Origin of the sequence: Pannonibacter sp. XCT-53 (genome assembly GCF_009915765.1) — a bacterium.
In the GTDB taxonomy this organism is placed as follows: domain Bacteria; phylum Pseudomonadota; class Alphaproteobacteria; order Rhizobiales; family Stappiaceae; genus Pannonibacter; species Pannonibacter tanglangensis.
The window spans coordinates 137,390-159,245 of the sequence record NZ_JAABLQ010000001.1; the positions used below are offsets into that span (position 1 = coordinate 137,390).

The following is a 21,856-nucleotide window of genomic DNA, read 5'->3' on the forward strand; positions in this document are numbered from 1 at the left end:
GATCATGGCCAACAGTCCGGAGAAGATCGGCGGCGTGCCCGCCGGGCGTATCGAGGCAATCCGCCAGCGCGAGGCGGAGGTGTTTGCGGCCCGGCGGCCGAAGACCATGGCAGCGCTTGCCTCGGGGGCCGAGGCCTTCCTTGGCGGCGTGCCGATGCTGTGGATGCGCGACTGGCCGCAGCCGTTCCCGATGCTGGTTTCCGAGGCGCGGGGCGCGCTGATCACCGACATCGACGGCAACACGCTCGACGACTTCTGCCTTGGCGACACCGGCTCGATGTTCGGCCATTCGCCCGCGCCGGTGGCCGAGGCCATCGCGGCGCAGGCGGCGCGGGGTCTCACCTACATGCTGCCGACGCCGGATGCGCTGGAGGTCGGCCGGCTCCTGCGCGAGATGTTCGGTCCCTTCGTCTGGCAGATCGCCACCACCGCCTCGGATGCCAACCGCTTTGCCCTGCGCGCGGCCCGTGCCGTCACGGGCAAGCCGAAGATCCTCTTCTTCGCCGCCTGCTACCATGGTGCGGTCGATGACGCGATGGTGCGCGAGGTGGACGGCAAGACTGTCGCCCGACCCGGGCTGGTCGGCCAGGTGGTGGATCTCGGCGTGACGTCCCGCGTTGCCGAGTTCAACGATCTCGCCGGGGTGGAAGCGGCCCTGGCGCATGGGGATGTGGCGGCCGTCATCACCGAGCCGGTGATGACCAATTCCTGCATGGTGCTGCCCGATCCGGGTTTCCACGAGGGGCTCAGGGCGCTCACCCGCAAGCATGGCGCGCTGCTCATCATCGACGAGACGCACACCGTCTCCTCCGGCCTTGGCGGCTACACGCGCACGCACGGGCTGGAGCCCGACATGTTCGTGCTGGGCAAGCCGGTGGCCGGTGGCCTGCCGGCCGCCGTCTGGGGCATGAGCGAGGCGGTCGCCGCGCGCTACCGCGCCTATGACGCGGCGCGGCCGGCCGGCTTCTCGGGGATCGGCACGACGCTCTCGGCCAATCCGCTGCAGTTCGCGGCCATGCGGGCAACCCTGTCCGAGGTGATGACGGCCGCGAACTATGCCCACATGGAGGCTGGGGCCGCGCGGCTGGCGAGCGGTCTGGCCGATGCGATCCAGCGTCACGGGGCGCCCTGGCATGTGGTGCGGGTTGGCGCGCGGGTGGAGTTCATCTGCCAGGAAACGCCGCTGCGCAATGGCAGCGAGAGTTACACCGCGCACAAGCCGGCGCTGGAACAGGCGCTGCATTCGGCCCTTGTCAACCGCGGATGCCTGATCGCGCCGTTCCACAACATGATGCTGGTCAGCCCGGCAACCACCGATGCGCAGATCGACCGGCTTGTCGCCGCGTTCGATGCGATCACGGCGGAGATGATGGCATGACTGCCCCCACGGATTTCCCTCAGGGCCAATCGTCTCAGGGCCAATCCCCTCAGGGCGCATCCCCGTCCGGCGCGACGCTGGCCGAGGTCGAGTCCTTCCTCTTTGCCCATCCGGAGATCGAGGCCTTCGATCTGGTGCTGACCGATTGCAACGGCGTCGGCCGGGGCAAGATCATCCGCCGGCACGAGCTGCTGCCGATCTACAAGTCGGGCCGCCACCTGCCGGTCTCCATTCTCGGGCTCGACATCTGCGGCGAGGATGTGGACGAGACCGGCCTCGTCTGGGACCAGGGCGACGGCGACATGCGCGCCTGGCCCGTTCCCGGCAGTCTCGTTGCCCTTGCCGGCACCAATCCGCCGCGCGGCGAGGTGCTGCTGTCGCTCTACACGCTCGACGGCAAGCCGATGACCTCCGACCCCCGCCACGCGCTGGCGGCCCAGGTCGAGGCGCTGGCGGCTGAAGGGCTGCATCCGGCCGGGGCCTTCGAGCTGGAATTCTTCCTGCTTGCGCGCGAGCGCGGGCCCGACGGCAAGGTCCAGCCGGCGGCGGCCGTGCTGGATGGCCGGCCGGCCAGTGCCACGGAGGTCTATTCCGTCGACGCCCTGATCGGCATGGAGCCGCTGTTTGCCGAGATCTATGCCGCAGCGGCCAAGGCCGGCATCAAGGCGGAGACGGTCATTTCCGAATATGCGCCGGGGCAGTACGAGCTGACCCTGCATTACCGCACCGACGTGCTGAAGGCGGCCGATGACCTGATCCGGCTGAAGCGCATTGTCCGCCTGGCAGCGCGGCGGCACGGCATCATTGCCTGTTTCATGGCCAAGCCCTTCGGCGACAAGGCCGGATCGGGCATGCATTTCCATGTCTCGCTGGCGGACGGGCAGGGCCGCAATGTCTTCGCCGAGGCCAGCGAGGGCGCATGGAGCGAGCGGCTGCTGCATGCCATCGGCGGCCTGCGCGCCACCATGGCCGATGCGATGCTGGTGTTTGCGCCCCATGCCAACAGCTGGCGCCGCTTCTCCAGCCAGTCCTACGCGCCGGTTTCCACCAGCTGGGGCGTCAACAACCGCTCGGTTGCCCTGCGCGTGCCGGCAGGCGCGGCGTCCGCCCGGCGCATCGAGCATCGGCCCTCCGGCGTCGATGCCAATCCCTATCTCGTTGCCACCGCCGTGCTGGCCGGCATCCGCCATGGCCTGCGCAACCAGATCGATCCGGGGCCGGAGACCACCGGCAACGGCTATGACACCGTCTCCTCGACGGTGCACAGTTCCTCCGCCGCCATGCCGCGCGACTGGCGCGCGGCGATCGAGGTGGCGAAGGCGTCCACCTTCCTGCGCGAGGCGCTGGGCGAGGATCTGCATCGCACCTTCACCGCCATCAAGTCGGCCGAGTACGCGCGCGTTGCCCGCACGATCCCCGACATCGACTACGAGCTCTATCTGGAGCGCGTCTGACCGGCGGGACTCACTAAGCCGGATAACGGCGGCGCAGGCGCACGGTCTGCGCCTTTCCGTTGAATGTCCGACCCTTCCTGCACCCCGGGCGTGCGGGAGTCCGGGCTGTTTTTGTCCGGTCATGCAATAAATTTCACGTACTGATATTTTTTCAGAATGTTGTTGCCGGGCCATTTTCTCCGACCTAGGTTGGGCTTGCGAATTTTCTTGCGGGGTTGGAAATTTATCCCGCAAGGGGGAGGGTTCGCATCAGGATCCAGGCGGTGTGGAGACCGCTTGCCTTTGGGAGGAGCATATGAAGAGGGTTACGATTGCTGCGGCGGTTGCGTCGCTGGCTGTGTCCACCATGCTGGCCACACAGGCCCCGGCGACCGCTGCGGAGACGCTGCGCTGCAAGGAGGGCGAGACCTACATGATGAACGTCATGGTGTCCTCGCATCCCTACTGGGTGCCGGTCTACCAGGGCTTCAAGCAGGCGGCAGCGGCCTTCGGCTGCAAGACCGCGTTCTCCGGCACGCCGGAGTATGACATCACCAAGCAGATCGCCTCGTTCGAGCAGGATCTGGTGCAGAAGCCGGCCGGCATCCTGCTGCATCCGATGCAGGCTGATCCCTTCATCGAGCCGATCAACGCCGCCATCGCCGCCGGCACGCAGGTCGTGACCTTCGCCGCAGACTCGCCCAAGTCCAAGCGCACGGGCTACATCACCTCCGACAACGTCGCCGAAGCGAAGTTTGCCGCCGAGGAGATCGTCAAGCAGGTCGGCAGCAGCGGCGAATTTGCCGTGCTCGAGAACCCGGGCCAGTCCAACCATGACCTGCGCGTCACGGCCTTCATCGACTACATGGCCGAGAAGTACCCGGACATGAAGCTCGTCGGCCGCCAGGCCACCAACCAGGACAGCACCGCCGCCTACCGCGCCACCGCCGCGATCCTGCAGGCCAACCCGAACCTGAAGGCCATGTGGATCCCGGAAGCCGGCTCCGCCGAAGGTGCCGTGGCCGCGATCCTCGAGGCCAAGGCCAACGTGCTGGTCATGCATGCCGACATCACGCCGACGACGCTGGACCACATCAAGGCCGGCAACATCCACATGGCGCTCAACCCGAACCAGGGCATGCAGGGCTTCATGGGCTTCCTCGCCGTGTTCCTCGCCGCCCACAACCAGGTCTTCGATCCGTTCAACGACTACAAGGTCTCCGGCTACAACCCGGTCCAGATCCCCTTCGTCGACAACGGCTTCGCCGTCATCACCAAGGCCAATGCCGACAGCTTTGACCTTGAGGCCTACATGGCAAACCGCGACCCGTACTGATCGGGTCCCCGGATCGGCTGAGGCCTGACCCAGGGCCTGCGGACACCGGCGGGAGTGATCCCACTGCCTCCCGCCGGTGGACCACACGCACAGAAGCCGGCGCCAGACCGGCCCACGGGGGGAACCCATGACCAACGACGTGATCCTGCGGATATCCCGCGTCACCAAATCCTTCGGCGCCATCCGGGCGCTGCGCGGGGTCGACTTCGAGCTGCGGCGCGGCGAGATCCATGCGCTGGCCGGCGAGAACGGCGCGGGCAAGTCCACCCTGATGAACATCATCGACGGCATCCTGCAGCCGGACAGCGGCGAGATCCTGCTCGATGGCAAGCCGGTGCGCATCGCCTCGCCGACCGAGGCCCAGGAGCTGGGCATCGGCTTCGTGCACCAGGAAATCGCCCTGTGTCCCGACGTGTCGGTGGCCGAGAACATCTTCATGGCGGTCACCAACACCAGCCGCCGCTTCCTGATGGACTACCGCGACCTGCAGCGGCGGGCGCGCGAGATCCTCTCCGACCTGACCCGCGACATCGACCCGGCCACGCTCGTCGGCGACCTGTCCATTTCCAACCAGCAGCTTGTCGAGATCGCCAAGGCGCTGACGCTCGACTGCCGCGTGCTCATCCTCGACGAGCCGACGGCCGCGCTGACGGAAAAGGAGGCGCAGGCCCTCTTCACGATCATGCACCGGCTGGCCGACCGCGGCATTGCCATCATCTACATCTCGCACCGCATGGTGGAGATCTTCGACCATTGCGACCGGGTCTCCGTGCTGCGCGACGGCCAGTCGATCTGCACCTACAACGTGGCCGAGGTCGGCCCGCGCGATGTGGTCAACGCCATGGTCGGACGCGTTCTCGACCAGCTCTATCCGGACAAGCAGACCGAGGCCGAGCGCTCCGACGAGCGGGTGCTCCAGGTCAGCAATCTCGGGGACGGCAAGCGCTTCCACGACATTTCCTTCGAGCTGCGCCGCGGCGAGATCCTCGGTTTTGCCGGGCTCATCGGCTCCGGCCGCAGCGAGATCGTCAAGGGCATCTGCCGCCTCGACGGCGCGGCCAGCGGGACCGTGACCCTGTGCGGCCAGCAACTTGGTCTGCGCCATTATCAGGACAGCATCGCCGCCGGCATGGTCTACCTGTCGGAGGACCGCAAGGGCGACGGCGTCTTCCTCGACATGTCCATCGCCAGCAACGTCTCGGCGCTGGCCGTCGACCAGGTGGCCAACGGCTTCGGGATCATCGACCGCCGCCGCGAGGACGACCAGGCCGGGACGCTCGGGCGCCGCCTCAATCTCAAGTGCGGCAGCCTTGCGCATCCGGTCTCGTCGCTGTCCGGCGGCAACCAGCAGAAGGTGGCGATCGCCAAGATGCTGTCGGTCAACCCGCGGGTGATCTTCCTCGACGAGCCGACCCGGGGCGTCGATGTGGGCGCCAAGGCGGAGATCCACCGGATCCTGCGCGATCTCGCCCGGGCAGGCGTCGGCATCGTCGTCATCTCCTCGGAGCTGCCCGAGCTGATCGGCGTCAGCGACCGGGTCCTCGTCATCCGCGAGGGACGCATCAGCGGCGAAGTGACCGGCGCCGACATGACGGAAGAAAACATCATGCACCTGGCATCGGTGCATGAACGGGAAACAGTGACCGCCTGAGGGAGGGCAAGGTGCAGAAGACCATGGAAATGGCCACTCCGGCCACCGCCGCGCCGGCGGTTCACCCGCTGATGAAGCTCCTGCGCATGCGCGAGACGGGGCTCATCCTGATCATCCTGGCGATGTTCGTCGTGATGTCCTTCGCCTCGCCCTACTTTCTCACCTGGGTCAACCTCCGCGCCATGGTGATGGCCTTTGCGGTGGAGGGCATCGTCGTCGTCGGCATGACGATCCTGCTGATTTCCGGCGGCATCGACCTCTCGGTCGGCTCGGTCACGGCGCTGGCGATGGTCGTTGCCGGCTGGCTGTTCCTGCAAGGGGTCGATCCCTGGGTGGCCTCCGCCATGGCCATTGGCCTGGCAACGGCCTGCGGCGCCTTCATGGGCTTCTTCACGACCCGGGTCGGTCTGCACCACTTCATCGTCTCGCTGGCGGTGATGGTGATCGCCCGCGGCATCTGCCTTCTCTTCACCGGCGGCCGTCCGCTTGGTCTCTATTCCCTGCCGCCCGAGTTCAAGTTCATCGGGCAGGGCAGCATCGGCCCGGTCCCGCTGGTCATCATCATCTTCGTTGCGGTCGTGCTCGTGTCCGACTTCATGCTCCGGCGCACGGTGATGTTCCGCAAGGTGTTCTACACCGGCTCCAACGAGAAGGCCGCCGCCTATTCCGGCATCCGCACCAAGCGCGTGGTGTTCCTGACAACCACCCTGTGCTCGGCGCTGTGCGGTGTTGCCGGTGTCATCTACATGGCCCGCTTCGGCTCGGCGCAGCCCACCTTCGGCATCGGCATGGAGCTGAATGTCATTGCCGCGGCCGTCATCGGCGGAGCGAGCCTCAAGGGCGGCTCGGGCACCATCTTCGGTGCCATCCTGGGGGCGATGCTGCTGTCGGTCGTCTCCAGCTCGCTGGCGCTGCTCGATGTCTCGGTCTACTGGCAGGACATCATCCGCGGCACCATTCTCCTCACGGCGGTCACGATCGACCACTATCTGGGCAAGAACCGCAAGTAACCGACATTCGGAGCTGAGACGATGGCTGAGCGCAACCTCGACTTTGAACTGGCCCGGCAGATCCACACCGTGCTCGTGCTGCATTTCCTCGAAGGCCTGAAACAGTTCGAGATCGCGCAGAAACTCAACATGTCCACCTCCAAGGTGAACCGGCTGATCACCCAGGGCCACAAGCTCGGCATGGTCAAGATCAGCATCGAGAGCCCCTTTGCGCGGCTCACGGAGCTGGAGGCCCAGCTGGTCGGCGGCACCGCGCTCGAGACCGCCGTGGTGGCGCCCACGGTGTCGGGCAATGCCGAGACCACGCTGAAGCAGGTCGGGCTGGCGGCTGCCAACCTGCTGCTTGAAAGCCTGCGGGACGGCGACGTCCTGGCCATCACCGGCGGCAAGGCCGTGAGCGCGGTCGTCGACAACCTCAGCCCCGAGCGCGAGATGAACGTGACGGTCGTGCCACTCACCGGCGGCGTGCAGGGCAAGTACTACACCGACGTCAACCATCTGGTGACGCGGATGGCCGAACGCCTCGGCGGCAAGGCCATGCTGGTGCATGCGCCGCTGTTTGCCGAAAGCCGGACGCAGCGCGACATGGTCAAGAACATGGCGCCGATCAAGGAGGTCTTCGATCTTGCCCGCAGCGCCAGCGTGGCGCTGACCGGCATCGGTTCGGTCGAGCCGCGCGGGTCGAGCTACTACGACCTCAATCCGGTGCCGGAATCGGATCGCAAGATGCTGGTCGGCCTCGGGGTTGCCGCGGAATTCATGGCCCATCTCGTTGGCGAGACGGGCGTCATTGCCGACTATGAGCTGAACTCCCGGCTGGTGGCCCTGTCCCCGTCGGAGATCAGCTCCTGCCGCAAGGTCATCGGCGTGGCCGCCGGCCTGCAGAAGGTGCGGCCCGTGCAGGCGGTGCTGAACGGCAAGTTCCTCAATTCACTGGTCATGGACGAGGAGGCCGTGACGGCCCTGCTCGCGGAAATGGGAAGGATGAAGCATGTCGCGTGAAATGCTGACGCGCCCGATCGGCCGCTCCGGCATCGAGGCTTCGGCCATCGGTCTCGGCACCTGGGCCATCGGCGGCTGGATGTGGGGCGGCACCGACGAGGCCGCGGCCATCGAGGCCATCACCGTCTCGCTCGACGAGGGCGTCACCCTCATCGACACGGCTCCGGCCTACGGTCAGGGCCTCGCCGAGGAGATCGTCGGCAAGGCGCTGAAGGGCCGCCGCGACAAGGCCGTGATCGCCACCAAATGCGGCCTCGTCTGGCACACCCGGAAGGGCAACCACTTCTTCGACTATGACGGCAAGCCGGTGCATCGCTACCTCGGCCGCGACGCCATCGTCCACGAGGTCGAGCAGAGCCTGACGCGGCTCGGCACCGACTATATCGACCTCTACATCACCCACTGGCAGGACCCGACCACGCCCATCGCCGAGACGATGGCGGCGCTGGAGGACCTGAAGAGCCAGGGCAAGATCCGGGCAATCGGTGCCAGCAACACATCGGTTGCCGAGGCGGAGGCCTATGTCGCGGCCGGGCAGCTCGATGCGCTGCAGGAAGAGTACAGCATGGTCAAGCGCGACATCGAGACGTCGCTGCTGCCGCTGTGCCTCGACCACAACGTCGCCATGCTGAGCTACTCGTCGCTGGCGCTCGGCCTTCTGAGCGGCAGCGTCGGTCCGGACCGCGTCTTCACCGGAGATGACCTGCGCAAGGACAATCCGCGCTTCTCGCAGGCCAACCGCGTCAAGGTGGCCGAGCTGATGCGCGAGATCGGACCGATTGCCGAAGCGCACGCGGCAACCAGGGCCCAGGTCGTCATTGCCTGGACGCTCAGCCAGCCCGGCATCACCTTCTCGCTCTGCGGCGCGCGCAACGCCGCCCAGGCGCGAGAGAATGCCGCCGCCGGCCGCATCCGTCTCTCCGCGCAGGAGATCGTGACCATCGGCAAGGCCGTCGAACGACATCTGGTCGGCCTCGACGCCTGAAAGCACTGCAACGCGTCAATCACAGGGAACGCCGGACCGGCTGGTCCGGCGAAGGGTGAAGTCATGTCTGTGCAACGGCAGGTACTCCTGAGCCGGATCCGTGCGGATGGAGCCTTCGACGTGCTCGTCGTCGGCGGCGGCATCAACGGCCTCGGTGTCTACCGGGAACTGGCGCTCCAGGGCCTCCGGGTTCTGCTGGTCGAGCGCAACGACTTCTGCTCCGGCTGCAGCGCGGCTCCGTCACGGATGATCCACGGCGGCCTGCGTTACCTGGAGAACGGCGAGTTCGATCTCGTCAGGGAGTCGCTTGCGGAGCGGGATGCCCTGCTGCGCAATGCGCCGCATCTGGTGCGGCCACTGCCCACGACCATTCCGATCTCCAGCCGCTTCTCCGGCCTGTTCAATGCGGCGAAGACCTTTCTCGGCGGCAAGGGCAAGCCGTCCGCCCGTGGCGCCCTGCCGATCAGGATCGGCCTGACGCTCTATGATCTGGTCACGCGAGAGCGGCGGCTCTTGCCGACCCACACCTTCCGCTCGGCCCGCGCGACCTTCGCCCGGTGGCCTGCGCTGCTGCCCTCGCTGAAATGCTCCGCCACCTACTACGACGCCTGGATCTCGCATCCGGAGCGCCTCGGCCTTGAGCTCGTCCTCGACACGGCCGCTGTCTCGGCGGGCTCGATCGCGCTGAACTATGCCGAGCTGTCCGCGTCCGGAGACGGTTTTCTCGTCACCGACCACGAGACCGGCGAGGTGCTCGGCGTCAAGGCGAGCGCAGTCGTCAATGCCACCGGCGCCTGGCTCGACCGGGCGGTCAGCCAGCTCGCGGCTCCCGATCCCCGGCGCAAGCCGCTGGTCGGCGGCACCAAGGGCTCGCATCTGATCCTCGGCAATGCGGCGCTGCGCGAGGCGCTCGGCGGCCACATGATCTACTTCGAGAACAGCGACGGCCGCGTCTGCATCGTCTTTCCCTATCTCGGCAACGTGCTGGCGGGCTCGACCGACCTGCGCGTCGACAAGCCCGAGCGCACGCGCTGCGAGCCGGAGGAGCGCGACTACATCCTGGGCTCGCTCGCCCGCATCTTTCCCGGCATCCCCCTGTCGCCGGAGGACATCCTCTTTTCCTACAGCGGCATCCGTCCGCTGCCGGTCAGCGACCAGGACTTCACCGGGCGCATCTCGCGCGGGCATTTCACGCATCGCATCGCCGGGGCTGCGGGCGTGCCACCCCAGTTCTGCATGGTCGGCGGCAAGTGGACGACCTTCCGCGCCTTCGCCGAACAGACGGCAGACCAGGTGCTGGCGGAGCTCGGCCATCGCCGGCGCCGCGACACCCGGGACCTTGCCATCGGCGGGGGGGCAGGGTGTCCGCTGCAGGAGGGCCGGCTCGCCGGCTCGCTGCAGGCCGAGTGCAACCTCGAGGCTGCCCGTGCCGCCCATCTCGCCGGGACCTATGGCACCCGGGCGAAGGACTTCCTGCGCTTTGCCGCCGGGCGGTCCGATGACACGCCGCTGGCCGATGGGGTGGCCCTGACCGCTGCCGAGATCGTCTGGCTGCTGCAGGGCGAACATGTGTTGCATCTGTCGGATCTCGTCCTGCGCCGCACTGCGCTCGCCATCACGGGCACGATCTCCGGCGCGCTGATCGAGGCCATCGGCGCGATCATGGCGCGCGAGCGCGGCTGGCCGGCCGCCCGGACAACACGGGAATGCGAGGCCCTGCGGCAGGAACTCGCCACCTATCACGGCGTCAGCGCCGAAACACTTGACCAGAGATCCCTGAGGAGGACCAAGGAATGCGTGTGAGCAACAAGGCCCGGATGAACCGGCTGTTCCGCAACGGTGGCTGTCTGGATGTTGCCATTGATCACGGCGTCTGCAACGAGCCGTCCTTCCTCGTCGGCCTTGAAGACATGGCCGGCGTCATGGACACCCTGATCAAGGCGGGCCCGGATGCCATCCAGTGCGCCTACGGTCAGGCCGACCTCCTGCAACGCCGTCCGGACCGCGACAAGCCGGCCCTCGTCATGCGCATCGACATGGGCAATCCCTACAATGCGCAGCGCCACCGCGTCATGTGGTCCATGCTGCAGAACCGGCACGAGCCGATCATCGGCGCGCTCGAGATGGACGCGGCCTGCGTCGTGGTGAACCTGTTCATGCTGCCGGACGAGCCGGAGCTGTTCCGCCAGTGCGTCGAGAACATTTCCCGCGTCCGGGCCGATTGCCAGAAGTACGGCATGCCGCTCATGATCGAGCCGCTGGTGATGCTGCCCAATGACGTGCGCGGCGGCTATCAGGTGGATGGCGACGTGGAGAAGATCGTGCCGCTCGTCCGTCTGGCCAGCGAAATGGGAGCGGACATCATCAAGGCGGACCCGACCGACAATCCGGACGATTTCCACCGTGTCATCGAGGCGGCCCGCGTGCCGGTGCTGGTGCGTGGCGGTGGCAAGGAAGACCTGAAGGTGGTGCTGGCGAAGTCGGCCGCACTGATGCGCCAGGGCGCGCAGGGCATGGTCTATGGCCGCAACATCTACCAGCATGCCAACCCGAAAGCCGTCGTTGCGGCGCTGATGGCGATCATCCATCAGGGCGCGGACGGCGAGGAAGCCTGGGATGTCTACAACCGTGGCTGAGGCGGCGACCTATCTTCTGGGCCTTGATGCCGGCAACACGGTCATCAAGGCCGTGCTGTTCGATCTGGAAGGACGCCAGATCGCCATGCACGCGATCGACGGCACCTCGTCGATCCCGGCGCCCGGCCATGCCGAGCGCGATCTGAACGAACTCTGGGCCACGGCCCAGGTCGCGATCCGCAAGACCATCGAGACGGCGGGGATCGATCCCCGCCGCATCGCCGCCATCGGCTGCGCCGGTCACGGCAACGGGCTCTATCTGGTCGACGCGGCCGGCGCGCCTGTTGTCGGCATCCAGTCGCTTGACACCCGGGCGGCTAGCCTGTCGGCGAGCCTGTCTGCTGCCAACGGCGATGCGCTGCACCGGCTCTGCCTGCAGAAGCCCTGGCCGTCGCAGACCCCGGTCCTGCTGGCCTGGATCAGGCAGCACCGGCCGGAGCTCTACGCCCGCGCAGCGACGCTGATGCTGTGCAAGGACTTCATCAACTTCCGCCTCACGGGGGAGCGCACCAGCGACATTTCCGACATGTCGGGCTGCGGCCTCCTGCGCCTGCCGGAGGCGGCCTACGATCGCGATCTCCTGGCGCTCTACGGGCTGGACGACGCGGAGGGCCTGCTGCCGCGCCTGGTCGATCCGGCTGCGGTTGCCGGCCGCGTGACGGCGGAAGCTGCCGCGGTCACGGGCCTTGCCGAAGGCACGCCCGTGGTGGGTGGCTACTTCGACGTGGTCTCCAGCGCGCTCGGCTCCGGCGTCGTCAATGCCGGCGAGGCATCGATCATCGCCGGCACCTGGTCGATCAACCAGGTCTTCTCGGCTGCGCCCGTGGTTGATGACAGTGTCTTCATGGTCACCGCTTTTGGTCCGGGCCGCTTCATCAACATCGAGTCCAGCGCCACTTCGGCCGCCAATCTCGAATGGTACGTGCGCAGCTTCGTCGAACGCGGCCACCACCATGACGATCCCTTTGGCCACTGCAACGACCTGATCGCCGCCGTCACGCCGGCGGAAGACGATCCGCTGTTCCTGCCGTTCCTTTATGGCTCCGGCCAGGGGGCAAGCTACCGCGCCGGCTTCTTCGGCCTTGCCGGCTGGCATGGCGAGGGGCATGTGCTCCGCGCCCTGTTCGAGGGCGTGATGTTCGAGCATCGTCGCCACATCGAGGTGCTGCGCGAGGCCGGCGTCCGCTTCGGATCCGCCGTCCTCTCGGGCGGTGGCTCGCGCAGTCCCGTCTGGCCGCAGATGTTTGCCGACGGGCTCGGCGTGCCGCTGACCGTGGCCGAGGCCCGCGAGACCGGGGCCCTTGGCGCGGCCATCGGCGCCGGCGTCGGGGCCGGGGTCTTTGCCACCTACGAGGACGGCGTTGCGGCCATGACCCGGCCGAAGGCCAGCTTCACGCCCGATCCGGCCATGTCGGCCCATTACGACCGCCGCTATCAGCGGTTCCAGGCGCTGGTCGCAGCCCTGAAACCGTTCTGGACGGCACCCTGACCCAGACAGACATCCCCGGGGCTTTCCCCGGGGATCAACGCCCCGGAGCCTCGCGCCGGACCGGCCCCTGCCCGCACGCCTGCGGGCCGGGCAGGGCCGCCGTTTGCTCCCTTGGCGGCAACAGACCGGATGGACGATCATGACCCAGGCCGAGGCCCTTGGCGGCTCCTTTGACTACATCATCGTCGGTGCAGGCACGGCGGGCTGCGTTCTCGCCAACCGTCTCACCGAGGACGGCAAGAGCCGTGTCCTCCTGCTCGAGGCCGGCGGCTCGGACAATTACCACTGGATCCACATCCCGGTCGGATACCTCTATTGCATCGGCAACCCGCGCACCGACTGGATGATGCGCACGGCGTCCGAGCCCGGCCTCAACGGCCGCAGCCTCGCCTATCCGCGCGGCAAGGTTCTGGGCGGCTGCACCTCCGTAAACGGCATGATCTACATGCGCGGCCAGGCGGCCGACTATGACCACTGGCGGCAGCTCGGAAATCCCGGCTGGGCCTGGGAGGACGTGCTGCCCTATTTCCTCAAGTCCGAGGACCATCACGCCGGCCGGACCGACCTGCACGGGTCCGGCGGCGAATGGAAGGTCTCGCGCCAGCGGCTCACCTGGGACATCCTCAAGGCGGTCCAGCAGGGCGCTGCCGAATTCGGCATCCATCCGCGCGAGGATTTCAACGACGGTTCCAACGAGGGCACCGGCTTCTTCGAGGTCAACCAAACCAAGGGCGTGCGCTGGAACACGGCCAAGGGCTTCCTGCGCCCGGCGCTGAAGCGCAGCACTCTCACCCTCATCACCCACGCCGAGGTCGAGCGCCTGCTGCTGGACGGCACCCGCGTCACCGGCCTTCGCTTCCGCCACAAGGGCAGGGCGCATGTCGTGCAGGCCGGGCGCGAGGTCATCCTCGCGGCTGGCGCCATCAACACGCCCAAGGTGCTGGAACTCTCCGGCATCGGCGATCCGGACGTGCTTCGCCCGCTCGGCATCCCCGTCACCCATGCCGCCCCCGGCGTCGGCAAGAACCTGCAGGATCATCTGCAGATCCGCACCGTGTTCAAGGTCCATGGCGCGCGCACGCTCAACACGCTCGCCAACAGCCTCGTCGGCAAGGCCTGGATCGGGCTGCAGTATCTTGCCGCGCGCAGCGGACCGATGAGCATGGCGCCGAGCCAGTTCGGCATGTTCACCCGCTCCGATCCGTCGCTGGAAACGCCGGATCTCGAGTATCACGTGCAGCCGCTGTCCACCGACAAGCTCGGCGATCCGCTGCATCCCTTCCCGGCCATCACGGTGTCGGTCTGCAACCTCAGGCCCGACAGCGTCGGCACCTGCCATATCGCAACCGCCGACCCGGCCCGCCAGCCCGACATCCGGCTCAACTATCTCTCCACCGCCAATGACCGGGACGTGGCCGTGCGCTCGATCCGCCAGGCCCGGCAGATCATGTCGGCCAAGGCGCTTGCCCCTTACCGCCCCGAAGAACTGCTGCCGGGGCCGGGCATCGACAGCGACGACGAGATCCTCTCCGCCGCCGGCAACATCGCCACCACCATCTTCCATCCCGTCGGCACCTGCCGCATGGGCACGGATCCGGCCGCCGTCGTCGACCCGAAACTGCGCTTCAACGGCCTCTCCGGCCTGCGCATCGTCGACGCCTCGATCATGCCGAAGATCGTCTCTGGCAACACCGCCTCCCCGGTCGTCATGATCGCCGAAAAAGCCGCGGACATGATCCGGGGGCGGTGAGCTGGGCGGTCTCCGGCGACGTCTTTCGGTCGGCCCTGACGGTTGCCGCCCCCAATGGTTGCCGCCCCTGACGGTTGCCCTGACTGAAAAGACCTCTCCGGGCGCCCGGAAGGGCGAGGGAGCATCAAGGCTTGGTCTCGCCCTGCCGCTGCGAACTGGAAGCAGAAACCCACGGCAACCGTCACGGCTGGCGAGGCACTTCCCGTTCGTCCGGTCATCGCAACGAACCCGTGCACTGGTCCAGTCCGTCCCGCACCTGTCGGGCCATCCACACGGTGACGCCGGGCGACCCATAAGCCTGTCGCTGCGGATGACGCTCCGAAACACGGCAGAGCACCGTCACTGTTGTCTGACGGGAGGTCCTGCAGTTTACCGGGATCAGCTGGGAACAACCGGGAAATGACGGTAGCCCTTTGAAACTAAATCGAAATGGCGGCAACGGCGCTCTCGCTTGCACGCGGCATTATTGACGGTCGGTTTTGCATTTGCGGCACCGATCCGTGCGGACTGGCACGGTGGCCATGCCGATGTAGGCTCGCTGACAAGAGAAGTTTAAATCGCCTTCAAATGGCGGAAACTCGCCGTTAAACGAACACCCACGCGGCCCTAGAACCGACGTTATAAGGGCGTGGCGGCAATTTGATGTTTCCGGTCGACGGAAAGTTAAATCAAGGCATTGAAAAAAATAGGAAATTTCCGGTTTTGCGGCATTTTTGAGTTTCCGGTCAAAGTTCGTGTTCTCGGACGACAATCACCCAGACCGTCGACGGCAGCGATGACGGCGTGATTAAGCCAACAACGCTCTGAATTTAATGCGGAAAACCCGCATTGTGCGTTCAAGAAAATCTACTCGCTGCAACCTATGCGCTCGCATCGGTTGGTTTCGCGCGATCTCGCCACTCGTTACCACTTTTTTACCGGTGCTAGTGGGTGCAATCATGAAATTGTTGGCAGTACTGATCTCGTCGCTCATGCTCTCGACAGCCTATGCTGCCGATACAGATGCCTCGGTTGAAATCAACCGTGCCACAATGAGCGCCGCGAGATTGACCGGGCTCACCGCTGACCGCGTTCTGTTGACCGCTGACCAGGCGCTCGACACGGCAGCGGTGCTGGTGTCGGCTCTGAAAAATGACCGCCTGGTGCACGAGGAGCTGCGACGGCTGGCGGCCGGCATACCTGGTGCCCGTGCGATCCTCGTGATCAATGCTGACGGGAAATTGCAATATGACAGCTATCGTTATCCGGCCGATCCCATCGATCTCTCGGATCGGAGGTACTACCAGCGGGCGCGGCAGCAGGGCGGTTTGATCGTCGATCAGGCGGTTGTCGGACGCACATCAAGCGCCGCATTTGTGCCGATCGTCAAACGGATCGGCGACTTGACGTTTGTCGCCGTCACCTCCCCGTATGCGCTTGTCGACACTCAGCGGGATTGCGCTGATTGCTGGTCGATCGCGCTCAATCTGGATGGAGATGTAATTGCCGCATTTCCGCCTGAGGCCGTCATATCGCCGGAGCTGCGTGCCGTCGCGAGCCAGGCGACGGCCGCGACAGGCACACGGATCATGCGGTATGGATCATCTGTAATATCGGTCTCCTGGGTCCGTAACGAGCGGCACGGTCTGATTTCCGTGGCCGTCAAGGGCCTGCCGGACGCTGCATCTGTCGACATCGACGTCAACTAGCAAGCGCTTGGCTGCGGTCAGCCGTTGCCACCCCCACCCCATGTTACCCTCTGCCCTGATCCACAGGACGGCAGCCGGTTGATCTGTTGAGAGCGCCGCCAATGCAGCCAACTTGCCCATGTCGTCGTCAGACAGCCTGGGCAATGCGATGACGATTATGATCGCGGCAGTCGCAACGCCAGATAGGTAAGCGCCAACCAAGGTCAAGAAACGATATTTGTCGCGGCCTTTTCTTAGCTTGCGGGAGATTTCGGATCTAATCGCGTCGTCAATCATGTTTAACCCTCCTTCCGTGGCTCGGAAAAGATAAGGAGGGTTAGATAAAATGTCTATAGTTACGGCGGCTCGCCATGCATCGATTGTCGATGTTGATGCTGTAGCTGAAATACACACGTCATGCTGGCGTGAGGTTTATTCATTTTTACCAAATTCAATTCATGAAAATCGTTCGCTTGACTATCGGCGTAGTCAGTGGCTTGCGTTTTTGAGCGCACGGCAGCGCGGCGCTGCGCTGATTGTCCTGGAGCAATCCGGCCGGACGATCGGGTTTGCGGTCTCAAAACCGAATGCCGACACGGCAATCGATGTGCCTGGTGAATTTCACGCCTGCTACATCCTGCCAGGCTGTCGCGGTGGTGATGCGGGGCCGGTCGCTATGCGGGCGCTGGCCGAACACCTGCGCGCCGACGGCTGCTGGCCGGCCTGCGTGTGGGCATTTCGCGAGAACCCGTACCGCAGGATCTACCCTGCGCTGGGCTGTCAGCCAATCGTGTTCCGGGATCGGGTTATTGCAGGGCACGCCGTCCCAGAAATTGGATACAAAGTCCCGGACTACAGCACCCTCATCAATCGCCTTGAGACGATGATCGCTTCAGCCGCGCTGCGCCGAACTGGATGACGGCTTTGCTCGCCTCATCTCCCGCAACATCGCGGGAGATGAGGTAATCCAGCATTTCCAGCGTCTGGTTTGCAACATCTGCGGGCTTAGCGTTGCGGGGCAGCTCATCCGCAAATGTAAATGCTATGTTCCAGACAATTTTCCGGATCTGTTCCAGCGGTATTTTGCTACCGACAACTTGGGCCTTGGCGGTTTTGTCGTCTTCGCCAGTAGCTAGCCAGTGCAAAGACACGCCAGTAACGCGTGCGACATCAACCAACGTTGACACTCGCATCTCTGTTTGACCTGAGGCGTAATTGTAGATCGTGGTGCGTTTGATGCCAGCCGCTTCCGCCAGCGCGTCCAACCCACCGATCTTGTCTGCCGCCTGTCGCAGCCGGTCGCCTACGGTTTCCATTATCATTCCAAAAAATAGGACTGATCCAAAAATTGGACTTGCCACTGTCCAATTTGCGGGACATTATCCAAATTATCGAACCGCAAATGTGGGTCGATAATCTACACCATAGTTCAGAAAACGCCCCGTTGCAGCGGGGCGCTTTCCAGTGAGGTCAACATGAAGCAGCCCCGCAAGTGGGACCGCCATTCGATCAAGGCGGAGTTGCATCGTCAGGGCATGACGATCGCAGCTCTCGAGCGTCTCAATGAGGCCGCGCCCGGATCCTTCGGTCACGTCTGGAACCGCACAGTCCGTCGGGCCGAACAGGCCATTGCCGAGTACCTCAATGTCGAGGTGTCGGAGCTTTGGCCGGATCGTTACCCGGTGCGCTCGTCTCGCATCCTGTCGGCTGTCAACGAGGCGAGACTGGCTCGCCGCGAGGGCCAGGCGCGAGACGCAGCCTGAGTGTCGGGTCCGGGGCGCTCTGGCCTTTAGCGTCCGCGATGAGCGGCAGATGACGGGATCATCCGGCCGTCGTCCCAGCCCCGACGTGATGACTAAATCGCAAAAGTGTGAGTCTCACAATGACCAATCCGATCGCCGAAATCGACAGGCTGCTCAGCCATTCGTGGCAGGCCGAGCAGGATCTGCGCGGTATCACGGCCGCCTGTTTTGCCGCGACCAGTGAGCTGTTCCCGCTCCTGTCTATCCGCGACATCATCGCTCCGCCGCATGAGTGGTTCGACGCCGCGCTCGCTCGTCAGATCGCCTATCACATGATGGTTCGTCAGTTTTACGTCCCGAAACGCCGGCTGTGCGACGAATTCGCCCGCACCCGCGAGGCTGTCAACCGCGGCCTGCGCGTGGTTGACGAGCGGCTCGCAGAGCCTGCTTTCGCGGCTGGCTATCACGGCGCGGCTGATCGAGCCCGGGCGCTAGTCCTGACTGATCGCATCGAGAGGGCTGCATAATGGCCGAGCTCAAGACGATCACAATCAGTGACATCTACGTCGGAGATCGCCTGCGCGATGTCGACGAGGATCACGCCCAGGCGATCGCGGTTTCGGTCCGTGAAATCGGCCTTCAATCGCCGATCCAGGTGCGTTCGACGCCCGCTCAAAAGGCCGGCAAATTCACGCTGGTGTCTGGCGGTCACCGGCTGCGGGCGTGCCTGATCGCAGGTCTGGCTGAGATCGAGGCGTTTGTCGTCAAGGCCGATGCCCGCGAGGCGCAGATGCTGGAGATCGCCGAAAACCTGTTCCGAAACGACCTCTCGGTTATCGATCGCGCTGTTTTTGTCGACCGCTACCGCGAGCTCTACGAGGAGCAACACGGCAAGGTTGGTCGCGGCGGCGACCGGAAATCAAAGGGCCAAGTTGGCGCTTTGATCGACGGCGGGTTTGCCGCACATGTCGCCGACCGGCTCGGCGTGTCCGAGCGCACGGCAAAACGCCTGCAGGAGCTGGCGCGCCGTCTCTCTCCCGAACTTCGCATGGTCCTGCGCCATTCGCCGCTCGCCGATAACCAGTCGGTCCTGCTCAAGCTGTCGAAAATGGAGCCCGCCATGCAGCGCCGCGCGGCGGTCGGTTGGCGCGAGACAGGCGACATCCGGAAAGTCCTGACCTTGCTGTCGGATCAGCCGGATGCGCCGGTTCGCACGGCGGACGACCAGCAGTTCGAGCGTCTGGTCGATGCGTGGTCGCGCGCGACGGCAGAGGCGCAGCGTCGGTTCCTGGCGCACATCGGCCTCGCCGATGCTGTCGCTGTAGCGGCGGAGTAGATCATGTCCCGCAATCCTCAACAGATGGACCTGTTCGGCGACGCGACAGCGTTCCCGGTCCGCGTCTACATCGACGCGATTGACGTCGACCGGTTCCGCGCCCGGCTCAAGCGGGCGATGGCGCGGGCGATCCGCGAGTGCCAGATCGATCGTGCCGAGATTGCTGCCCGAATGAGCCGCTATCTCGCTGCGCCGATCACCAAGGCCGGGCTCGACAGCTACACGGCCGAGAGCAAAACCACGCACGATATCAGCCTGTTGCGGTTCAAGGCCTTCGTCAAGGCGACCGGCGCTGTCTGGCTTTGGGACGAGCTGGTCTCGGACGATGGCCTGACTGCCATGGACGGCGACGAGACCCTCCTCGCGGAAATTGCATTTTGGCAGAGCGAGCAGAGCAAGGCGGTGATGCGCCTCCGCGAGCTGCGGTCAAAGCCGGTTAACGTCCGGAGGCGCAAATGAGCCGCGAGTGGTTTAGCCCCGCCGAGCTGATGACTGCCGCCCTGCCTGGGCTCCCGCGTGGCAAATCGGCCCTCGCCGACCTGATCCAGCGGGAAAACTGGCGCGCCGACCCGCAGCGCGCCCGGCGAGCTGCCCGCCAGGGCGGCGGCTGGGAGTATCATATCAGCCTGCTGCCGCAGCTCGCGCAGACCCGGCTGATGATGCTGTTTGACGCCCCGGCCAACGATGCGCGCGATCCGGCGCGTGATGCTCTCTGGCAGCGCTATGATGCGCTGCCAGCCAAGCACAAGGCGATCGCGGCAGACCGGCTCCGCGCGGTGAGTGACTGCATGGCGATGGTCGTTGCCGGCTCGACAACCCAGGCGGCGGCGGCGTTGATTGCCCGTCGCGAGCAGGTCTCGGTGCGCACTGTCTACTACTGGCAGGAGCTCGCGACGCAGCACCCGCGCGAGGATTGGCTCGCGGCGCTCGCACCCTCCTATCGTTCGGAGCGCGAGTGGGCCGACTGCCACCCGCAGATCTGGGACTGCATCAAGAGCGATTACCTGCGCCCCGAAAAGCCCTCGTTTTCGTCGTGCTATCGCCGCGTTGCTGCGGCAGCGGCCGAGCACGGCTGGACGCCGCTGCCGTCGGAGCGGGCGCTGCGGCGGCGATTGGATGCCGAGGTTTCCGAGGCCGCGCAGATCCTCGCGCGGTCCGGCCGGGATCGGGCAAAGGCGTTGTATCCCGCGCAGCGGCGGACCCGCGACCATCTCCATGCGATGGAGGCGGTCAACATGGACGGTCACAAATTCGATGTGTTCGTCCGCATGCCGGACGGGACGATCACACGCCTCTATCTGATCGCCCTGCAGGATCTCTACTCCGGCAAGTTTGTCGCGTGGCGCTTGTCCGACAGCGAAAACAAAGAGACGACCAGGCTGGTGATCGGCGACATGGTCGAGCGGTACGGGATCCCCGAACGCATCACGCTCGACAACGGCCGGGCATTTGCAAGCAAGTGGATCACGGGCGGGGCACCGAACCGCTACCGGTTCAAAATTCGTGACGAGGATCCGCAGGGCCTCCTGACCGCGCTCGGTGTCGAGCTCCAGTTCACCAAGCCGTATTCCGGCCAGTCAAAACCGATCGAGCGCGCGTTTAGGGACCTGACCGACGACGTCGCACGGCACCCGGTTTGTGCCGGGGCGTACACCGGCAACCGGCCGGATGCCAAACCCGAAAACTATGCCAGCCACGCTGTGCCGCTCGATGTGTTCCGGTCGCATGTGGACGCGATGATTGCCGAGCACAATGCGCGGCCGGGACGCAAAGGCGGCACTTGTGCCGGCCGGTCTTTCGACGCGACGTTTCAGGCGTCGATGGAGGCTCCCGGGACGATCGTGCGCCAGCCGACAGCAGCACAACGGTCGCTGTGGTTGCTCGCCTCCGAGGGCCTGCGCGCGCGCAAGGGCAACGGCGAGATCCACATTTACGGCAACCGTTACTGGTCGCGGGAGCTCACCGCGTTTGCCGGCCGCAGGGTGATCGTGAGGTTTGATCCCGACCATTTGACCAAGCCGCTTCGGGTCTACGACCTCGACAATTCGCTGATCTGCGAGGCCGCGTGCGTCGAGGACACCGGGTTTCACGATGCCGAGGCCGCGCGGGTGCACGAGCGCAAACGGTCGGCATACCAGAAAGCCTTGCGCCTTGAGCGCGACACCCACGCGGCGCTCACGGCCGAGCAGCTGGCTCAGGTCTACGCGAAGGGCAAGCCCGCAGCCACGACTGAGCCAACGCCGGTCCGCCCGGCTGTCCGGCGCGTGTTTACAGGCAACGCGGCCCGGAAGGTGGAGCCGCAGCAAGCAGAAGAATTTGAAGACAAGTTCGCGCGGGCAATGAGCCTTGTCGGCGCGAACGTCCTGGAATTCCCGAACGGGAATAGTGGGCCGCAGAGTGGTGCGTACGGCTCGGAAAAAAGAAAGGGCGGGAACTGATCC

At 65.5% G+C, this 21,856-nt stretch carries 19 protein-coding genes; 18 read left to right on the forward strand and 1 reads right to left on the reverse strand.

What is annotated here, in order from left to right; translation table 11 throughout:
- Positions 1-4 precede the first annotated feature (4 nt).
- From GWI72_RS00610 to GWI72_RS00670, 13 genes are all read left to right on the forward strand, one after another.
- Positions 5-1,378 carry an aspartate aminotransferase family protein gene (locus GWI72_RS00610; RefSeq protein WP_161674918.1) on the forward strand — a complete coding sequence of 458 codons (1,374 nt, stop codon included), beginning with the start codon at positions 5-7 and terminating at the stop codon, positions 1,376-1,378.
- Complete coding sequence (locus tag GWI72_RS00615; RefSeq protein WP_161707485.1) at positions 1,375-2,832, forward strand: glutamine synthetase family protein; 1,458 nt, start codon at positions 1,375-1,377, stop codon at positions 2,830-2,832. Before GWI72_RS00610 ends, GWI72_RS00615 begins: the two co-directional genes overlap by 4 nt.
- Before the next feature lie 295 nt (positions 2,833-3,127).
- Positions 3,128-4,147, forward strand: coding sequence for a substrate-binding domain-containing protein (locus GWI72_RS00620; RefSeq protein ID WP_161707487.1), 1,020 nt, complete (start codon positions 3,128-3,130; stop codon positions 4,145-4,147).
- A gap of 127 nt (positions 4,148-4,274) precedes the next feature.
- Positions 4,275-5,798, forward strand: a complete 1,524-nt coding sequence (locus GWI72_RS00625) for a sugar ABC transporter ATP-binding protein (RefSeq protein WP_161707489.1) — start codon at positions 4,275-4,277, stop codon at positions 5,796-5,798.
- A 23-nt stretch (positions 5,799-5,821) separates the two neighbouring features.
- On the forward strand, positions 5,822-6,808 hold the full coding sequence (locus GWI72_RS00630) for an ABC transporter permease (protein ID WP_161676080.1): 987 nt from the start codon (positions 5,822-5,824) through the stop codon (positions 6,806-6,808).
- A 21-nt stretch (positions 6,809-6,829) separates the two neighbouring features.
- A complete protein-coding gene (locus GWI72_RS00635; RefSeq protein WP_161674926.1) occupies positions 6,830-7,810 on the forward strand; it encodes a sugar-binding transcriptional regulator in 981 nt (326 codons plus the stop codon).
- Positions 7,800-8,795, forward strand: coding sequence for an aldo/keto reductase (locus GWI72_RS00640; RefSeq protein ID WP_161674928.1), 996 nt, complete (start codon positions 7,800-7,802; stop codon positions 8,793-8,795). Before GWI72_RS00635 ends, GWI72_RS00640 begins: the two co-directional genes overlap by 11 nt.
- A gap of 63 nt (positions 8,796-8,858) precedes the next feature.
- Positions 8,859-10,598 (forward strand): glycerol-3-phosphate dehydrogenase/oxidase, encoded by a 1,740-nt coding sequence (locus GWI72_RS00645; protein ID WP_161707491.1) that lies wholly within the window; start codon positions 8,859-8,861, stop codon positions 10,596-10,598.
- A complete protein-coding gene (locus tag GWI72_RS00650) occupies positions 10,589-11,431 on the forward strand; it encodes a class I fructose-bisphosphate aldolase (protein ID WP_161674932.1) in 843 nt (280 codons plus the stop codon). Before GWI72_RS00645 ends, GWI72_RS00650 begins: the two co-directional genes overlap by 10 nt.
- On the forward strand, positions 11,412-12,920 hold the full coding sequence (locus tag GWI72_RS00655) for an FGGY-family carbohydrate kinase (protein WP_161707493.1): 1,509 nt from the start codon (positions 11,412-11,414) through the stop codon (positions 12,918-12,920). Before GWI72_RS00650 ends, GWI72_RS00655 begins: the two co-directional genes overlap by 20 nt.
- Before the next feature lie 139 nt (positions 12,921-13,059).
- Positions 13,060-14,670 carry a GMC family oxidoreductase gene (locus tag GWI72_RS00660; RefSeq protein WP_161707495.1) on the forward strand — a complete coding sequence of 537 codons (1,611 nt, stop codon included), beginning with the start codon at positions 13,060-13,062 and terminating at the stop codon, positions 14,668-14,670.
- A 938-nt stretch (positions 14,671-15,608) separates the two neighbouring features.
- On the forward strand, positions 15,609-16,358 hold the full coding sequence (locus GWI72_RS00665) for a PDC sensor domain-containing protein (protein ID WP_161707497.1): 750 nt from the start codon (positions 15,609-15,611) through the stop codon (positions 16,356-16,358).
- A 325-nt stretch (positions 16,359-16,683) separates the two neighbouring features.
- Positions 16,684-17,256, forward strand: coding sequence for a GNAT family N-acetyltransferase (locus GWI72_RS00670; RefSeq protein WP_161707499.1), 573 nt, complete (start codon positions 16,684-16,686; stop codon positions 17,254-17,256).
- Here the strand turns inward: GWI72_RS00670 and GWI72_RS00675 are convergent.
- Positions 17,204-17,653 (reverse strand): helix-turn-helix domain-containing protein, encoded by a 450-nt coding sequence (locus GWI72_RS00675; protein WP_161707501.1) that lies wholly within the window; start codon positions 17,651-17,653, stop codon positions 17,204-17,206. The two genes, GWI72_RS00670 and GWI72_RS00675, sit on opposite strands and share 53 nt — an antisense overlap.
- Before the next feature lie 159 nt (positions 17,654-17,812).
- Here GWI72_RS00675 and GWI72_RS00680 point away from each other — a divergent pair, with 159 nt between their 5' ends.
- From GWI72_RS00680 to GWI72_RS00700, 5 genes are all read left to right on the forward strand, one after another.
- Complete coding sequence (locus GWI72_RS00680) at positions 17,813-18,100, forward strand: helix-turn-helix domain-containing protein (RefSeq protein ID WP_161707503.1); 288 nt, start codon at positions 17,813-17,815, stop codon at positions 18,098-18,100.
- A 119-nt stretch (positions 18,101-18,219) separates the two neighbouring features.
- A complete protein-coding gene (locus GWI72_RS00685; protein WP_244314183.1) occupies positions 18,220-18,606 on the forward strand; it encodes a hypothetical protein in 387 nt (128 codons plus the stop codon).
- On the forward strand, positions 18,606-19,415 hold the full coding sequence (locus tag GWI72_RS00690; protein WP_161707505.1) for a ParB/RepB/Spo0J family partition protein: 810 nt from the start codon (positions 18,606-18,608) through the stop codon (positions 19,413-19,415). The genes GWI72_RS00685 and GWI72_RS00690 overlap by 1 nt, the downstream gene beginning before the upstream one ends.
- Before the next feature lie 24 nt (positions 19,416-19,439).
- A complete protein-coding gene (locus GWI72_RS00695) occupies positions 19,440-19,874 on the forward strand; it encodes a hypothetical protein (RefSeq protein ID WP_348272628.1) in 435 nt (144 codons plus the stop codon).
- Complete coding sequence (locus GWI72_RS00700; protein ID WP_161707509.1) at positions 19,871-21,853, forward strand: transposase domain-containing protein; 1,983 nt, start codon at positions 19,871-19,873, stop codon at positions 21,851-21,853. Before GWI72_RS00695 ends, GWI72_RS00700 begins: the two co-directional genes overlap by 4 nt.
- Positions 21,854-21,856: the final 3 nt, after the last annotated feature.

Coding starts and splice junctions, on each gene's coding strand:
- GWI72_RS00620 (WP_161707487.1), top strand. CDS start 3,128: ATGAAGAGGGTTACGATTGCTGCGGCGGTTGCGTCGCTGGCTGTGTCC.
- GWI72_RS00660 (WP_161707495.1), top strand. CDS start 13,060: ATGACCCAGGCCGAGGCCCTTGGCGGCTCCTTTGACTACATCATCGTC.
- GWI72_RS00700 (WP_161707509.1), top strand. CDS start 19,871: ATGAGCCGCGAGTGGTTTAGCCCCGCCGAGCTGATGACTGCCGCCCTG.
- GWI72_RS00610 (WP_161674918.1), top strand. CDS start 5: ATGGCCAACAGTCCGGAGAAGATCGGCGGCGTGCCCGCCGGGCGTATC.
- GWI72_RS00665 (WP_161707497.1), top strand. CDS start 15,609: ATGAAATTGTTGGCAGTACTGATCTCGTCGCTCATGCTCTCGACAGCC.
- GWI72_RS00630 (WP_161676080.1), top strand. CDS start 5,822: ATGGAAATGGCCACTCCGGCCACCGCCGCGCCGGCGGTTCACCCGCTG.
- GWI72_RS00635 (WP_161674926.1), top strand. CDS start 6,830: ATGGCTGAGCGCAACCTCGACTTTGAACTGGCCCGGCAGATCCACACC.
- GWI72_RS00645 (WP_161707491.1), top strand. CDS start 8,859: ATGTCTGTGCAACGGCAGGTACTCCTGAGCCGGATCCGTGCGGATGGA.
- GWI72_RS00685 (WP_244314183.1), top strand. CDS start 18,220: ATGACCAATCCGATCGCCGAAATCGACAGGCTGCTCAGCCATTCGTGG.
- GWI72_RS00615 (WP_161707485.1), top strand. CDS start 1,375: ATGACTGCCCCCACGGATTTCCCTCAGGGCCAATCGTCTCAGGGCCAA.
- GWI72_RS00680 (WP_161707503.1), top strand. CDS start 17,813: ATGAAGCAGCCCCGCAAGTGGGACCGCCATTCGATCAAGGCGGAGTTG.
- GWI72_RS00695 (WP_348272628.1), top strand. CDS start 19,440: ATGGACCTGTTCGGCGACGCGACAGCGTTCCCGGTCCGCGTCTACATC.
- GWI72_RS00625 (WP_161707489.1), top strand. CDS start 4,275: ATGACCAACGACGTGATCCTGCGGATATCCCGCGTCACCAAATCCTTC.
- GWI72_RS00690 (WP_161707505.1), top strand. CDS start 18,606: ATGGCCGAGCTCAAGACGATCACAATCAGTGACATCTACGTCGGAGAT.
- GWI72_RS00650 (WP_161674932.1), top strand. CDS start 10,589: ATGCGTGTGAGCAACAAGGCCCGGATGAACCGGCTGTTCCGCAACGGT.
- GWI72_RS00675 (WP_161707501.1), bottom strand. CDS start 17,653: ATGGAAACCGTAGGCGACCGGCTGCGACAGGCGGCAGACAAGATCGGT.
- GWI72_RS00640 (WP_161674928.1), top strand. CDS start 7,800: ATGTCGCGTGAAATGCTGACGCGCCCGATCGGCCGCTCCGGCATCGAG.
- GWI72_RS00655 (WP_161707493.1), top strand. CDS start 11,412: ATGTCTACAACCGTGGCTGAGGCGGCGACCTATCTTCTGGGCCTTGAT.
- GWI72_RS00670 (WP_161707499.1), top strand. CDS start 16,684: ATGTCTATAGTTACGGCGGCTCGCCATGCATCGATTGTCGATGTTGAT.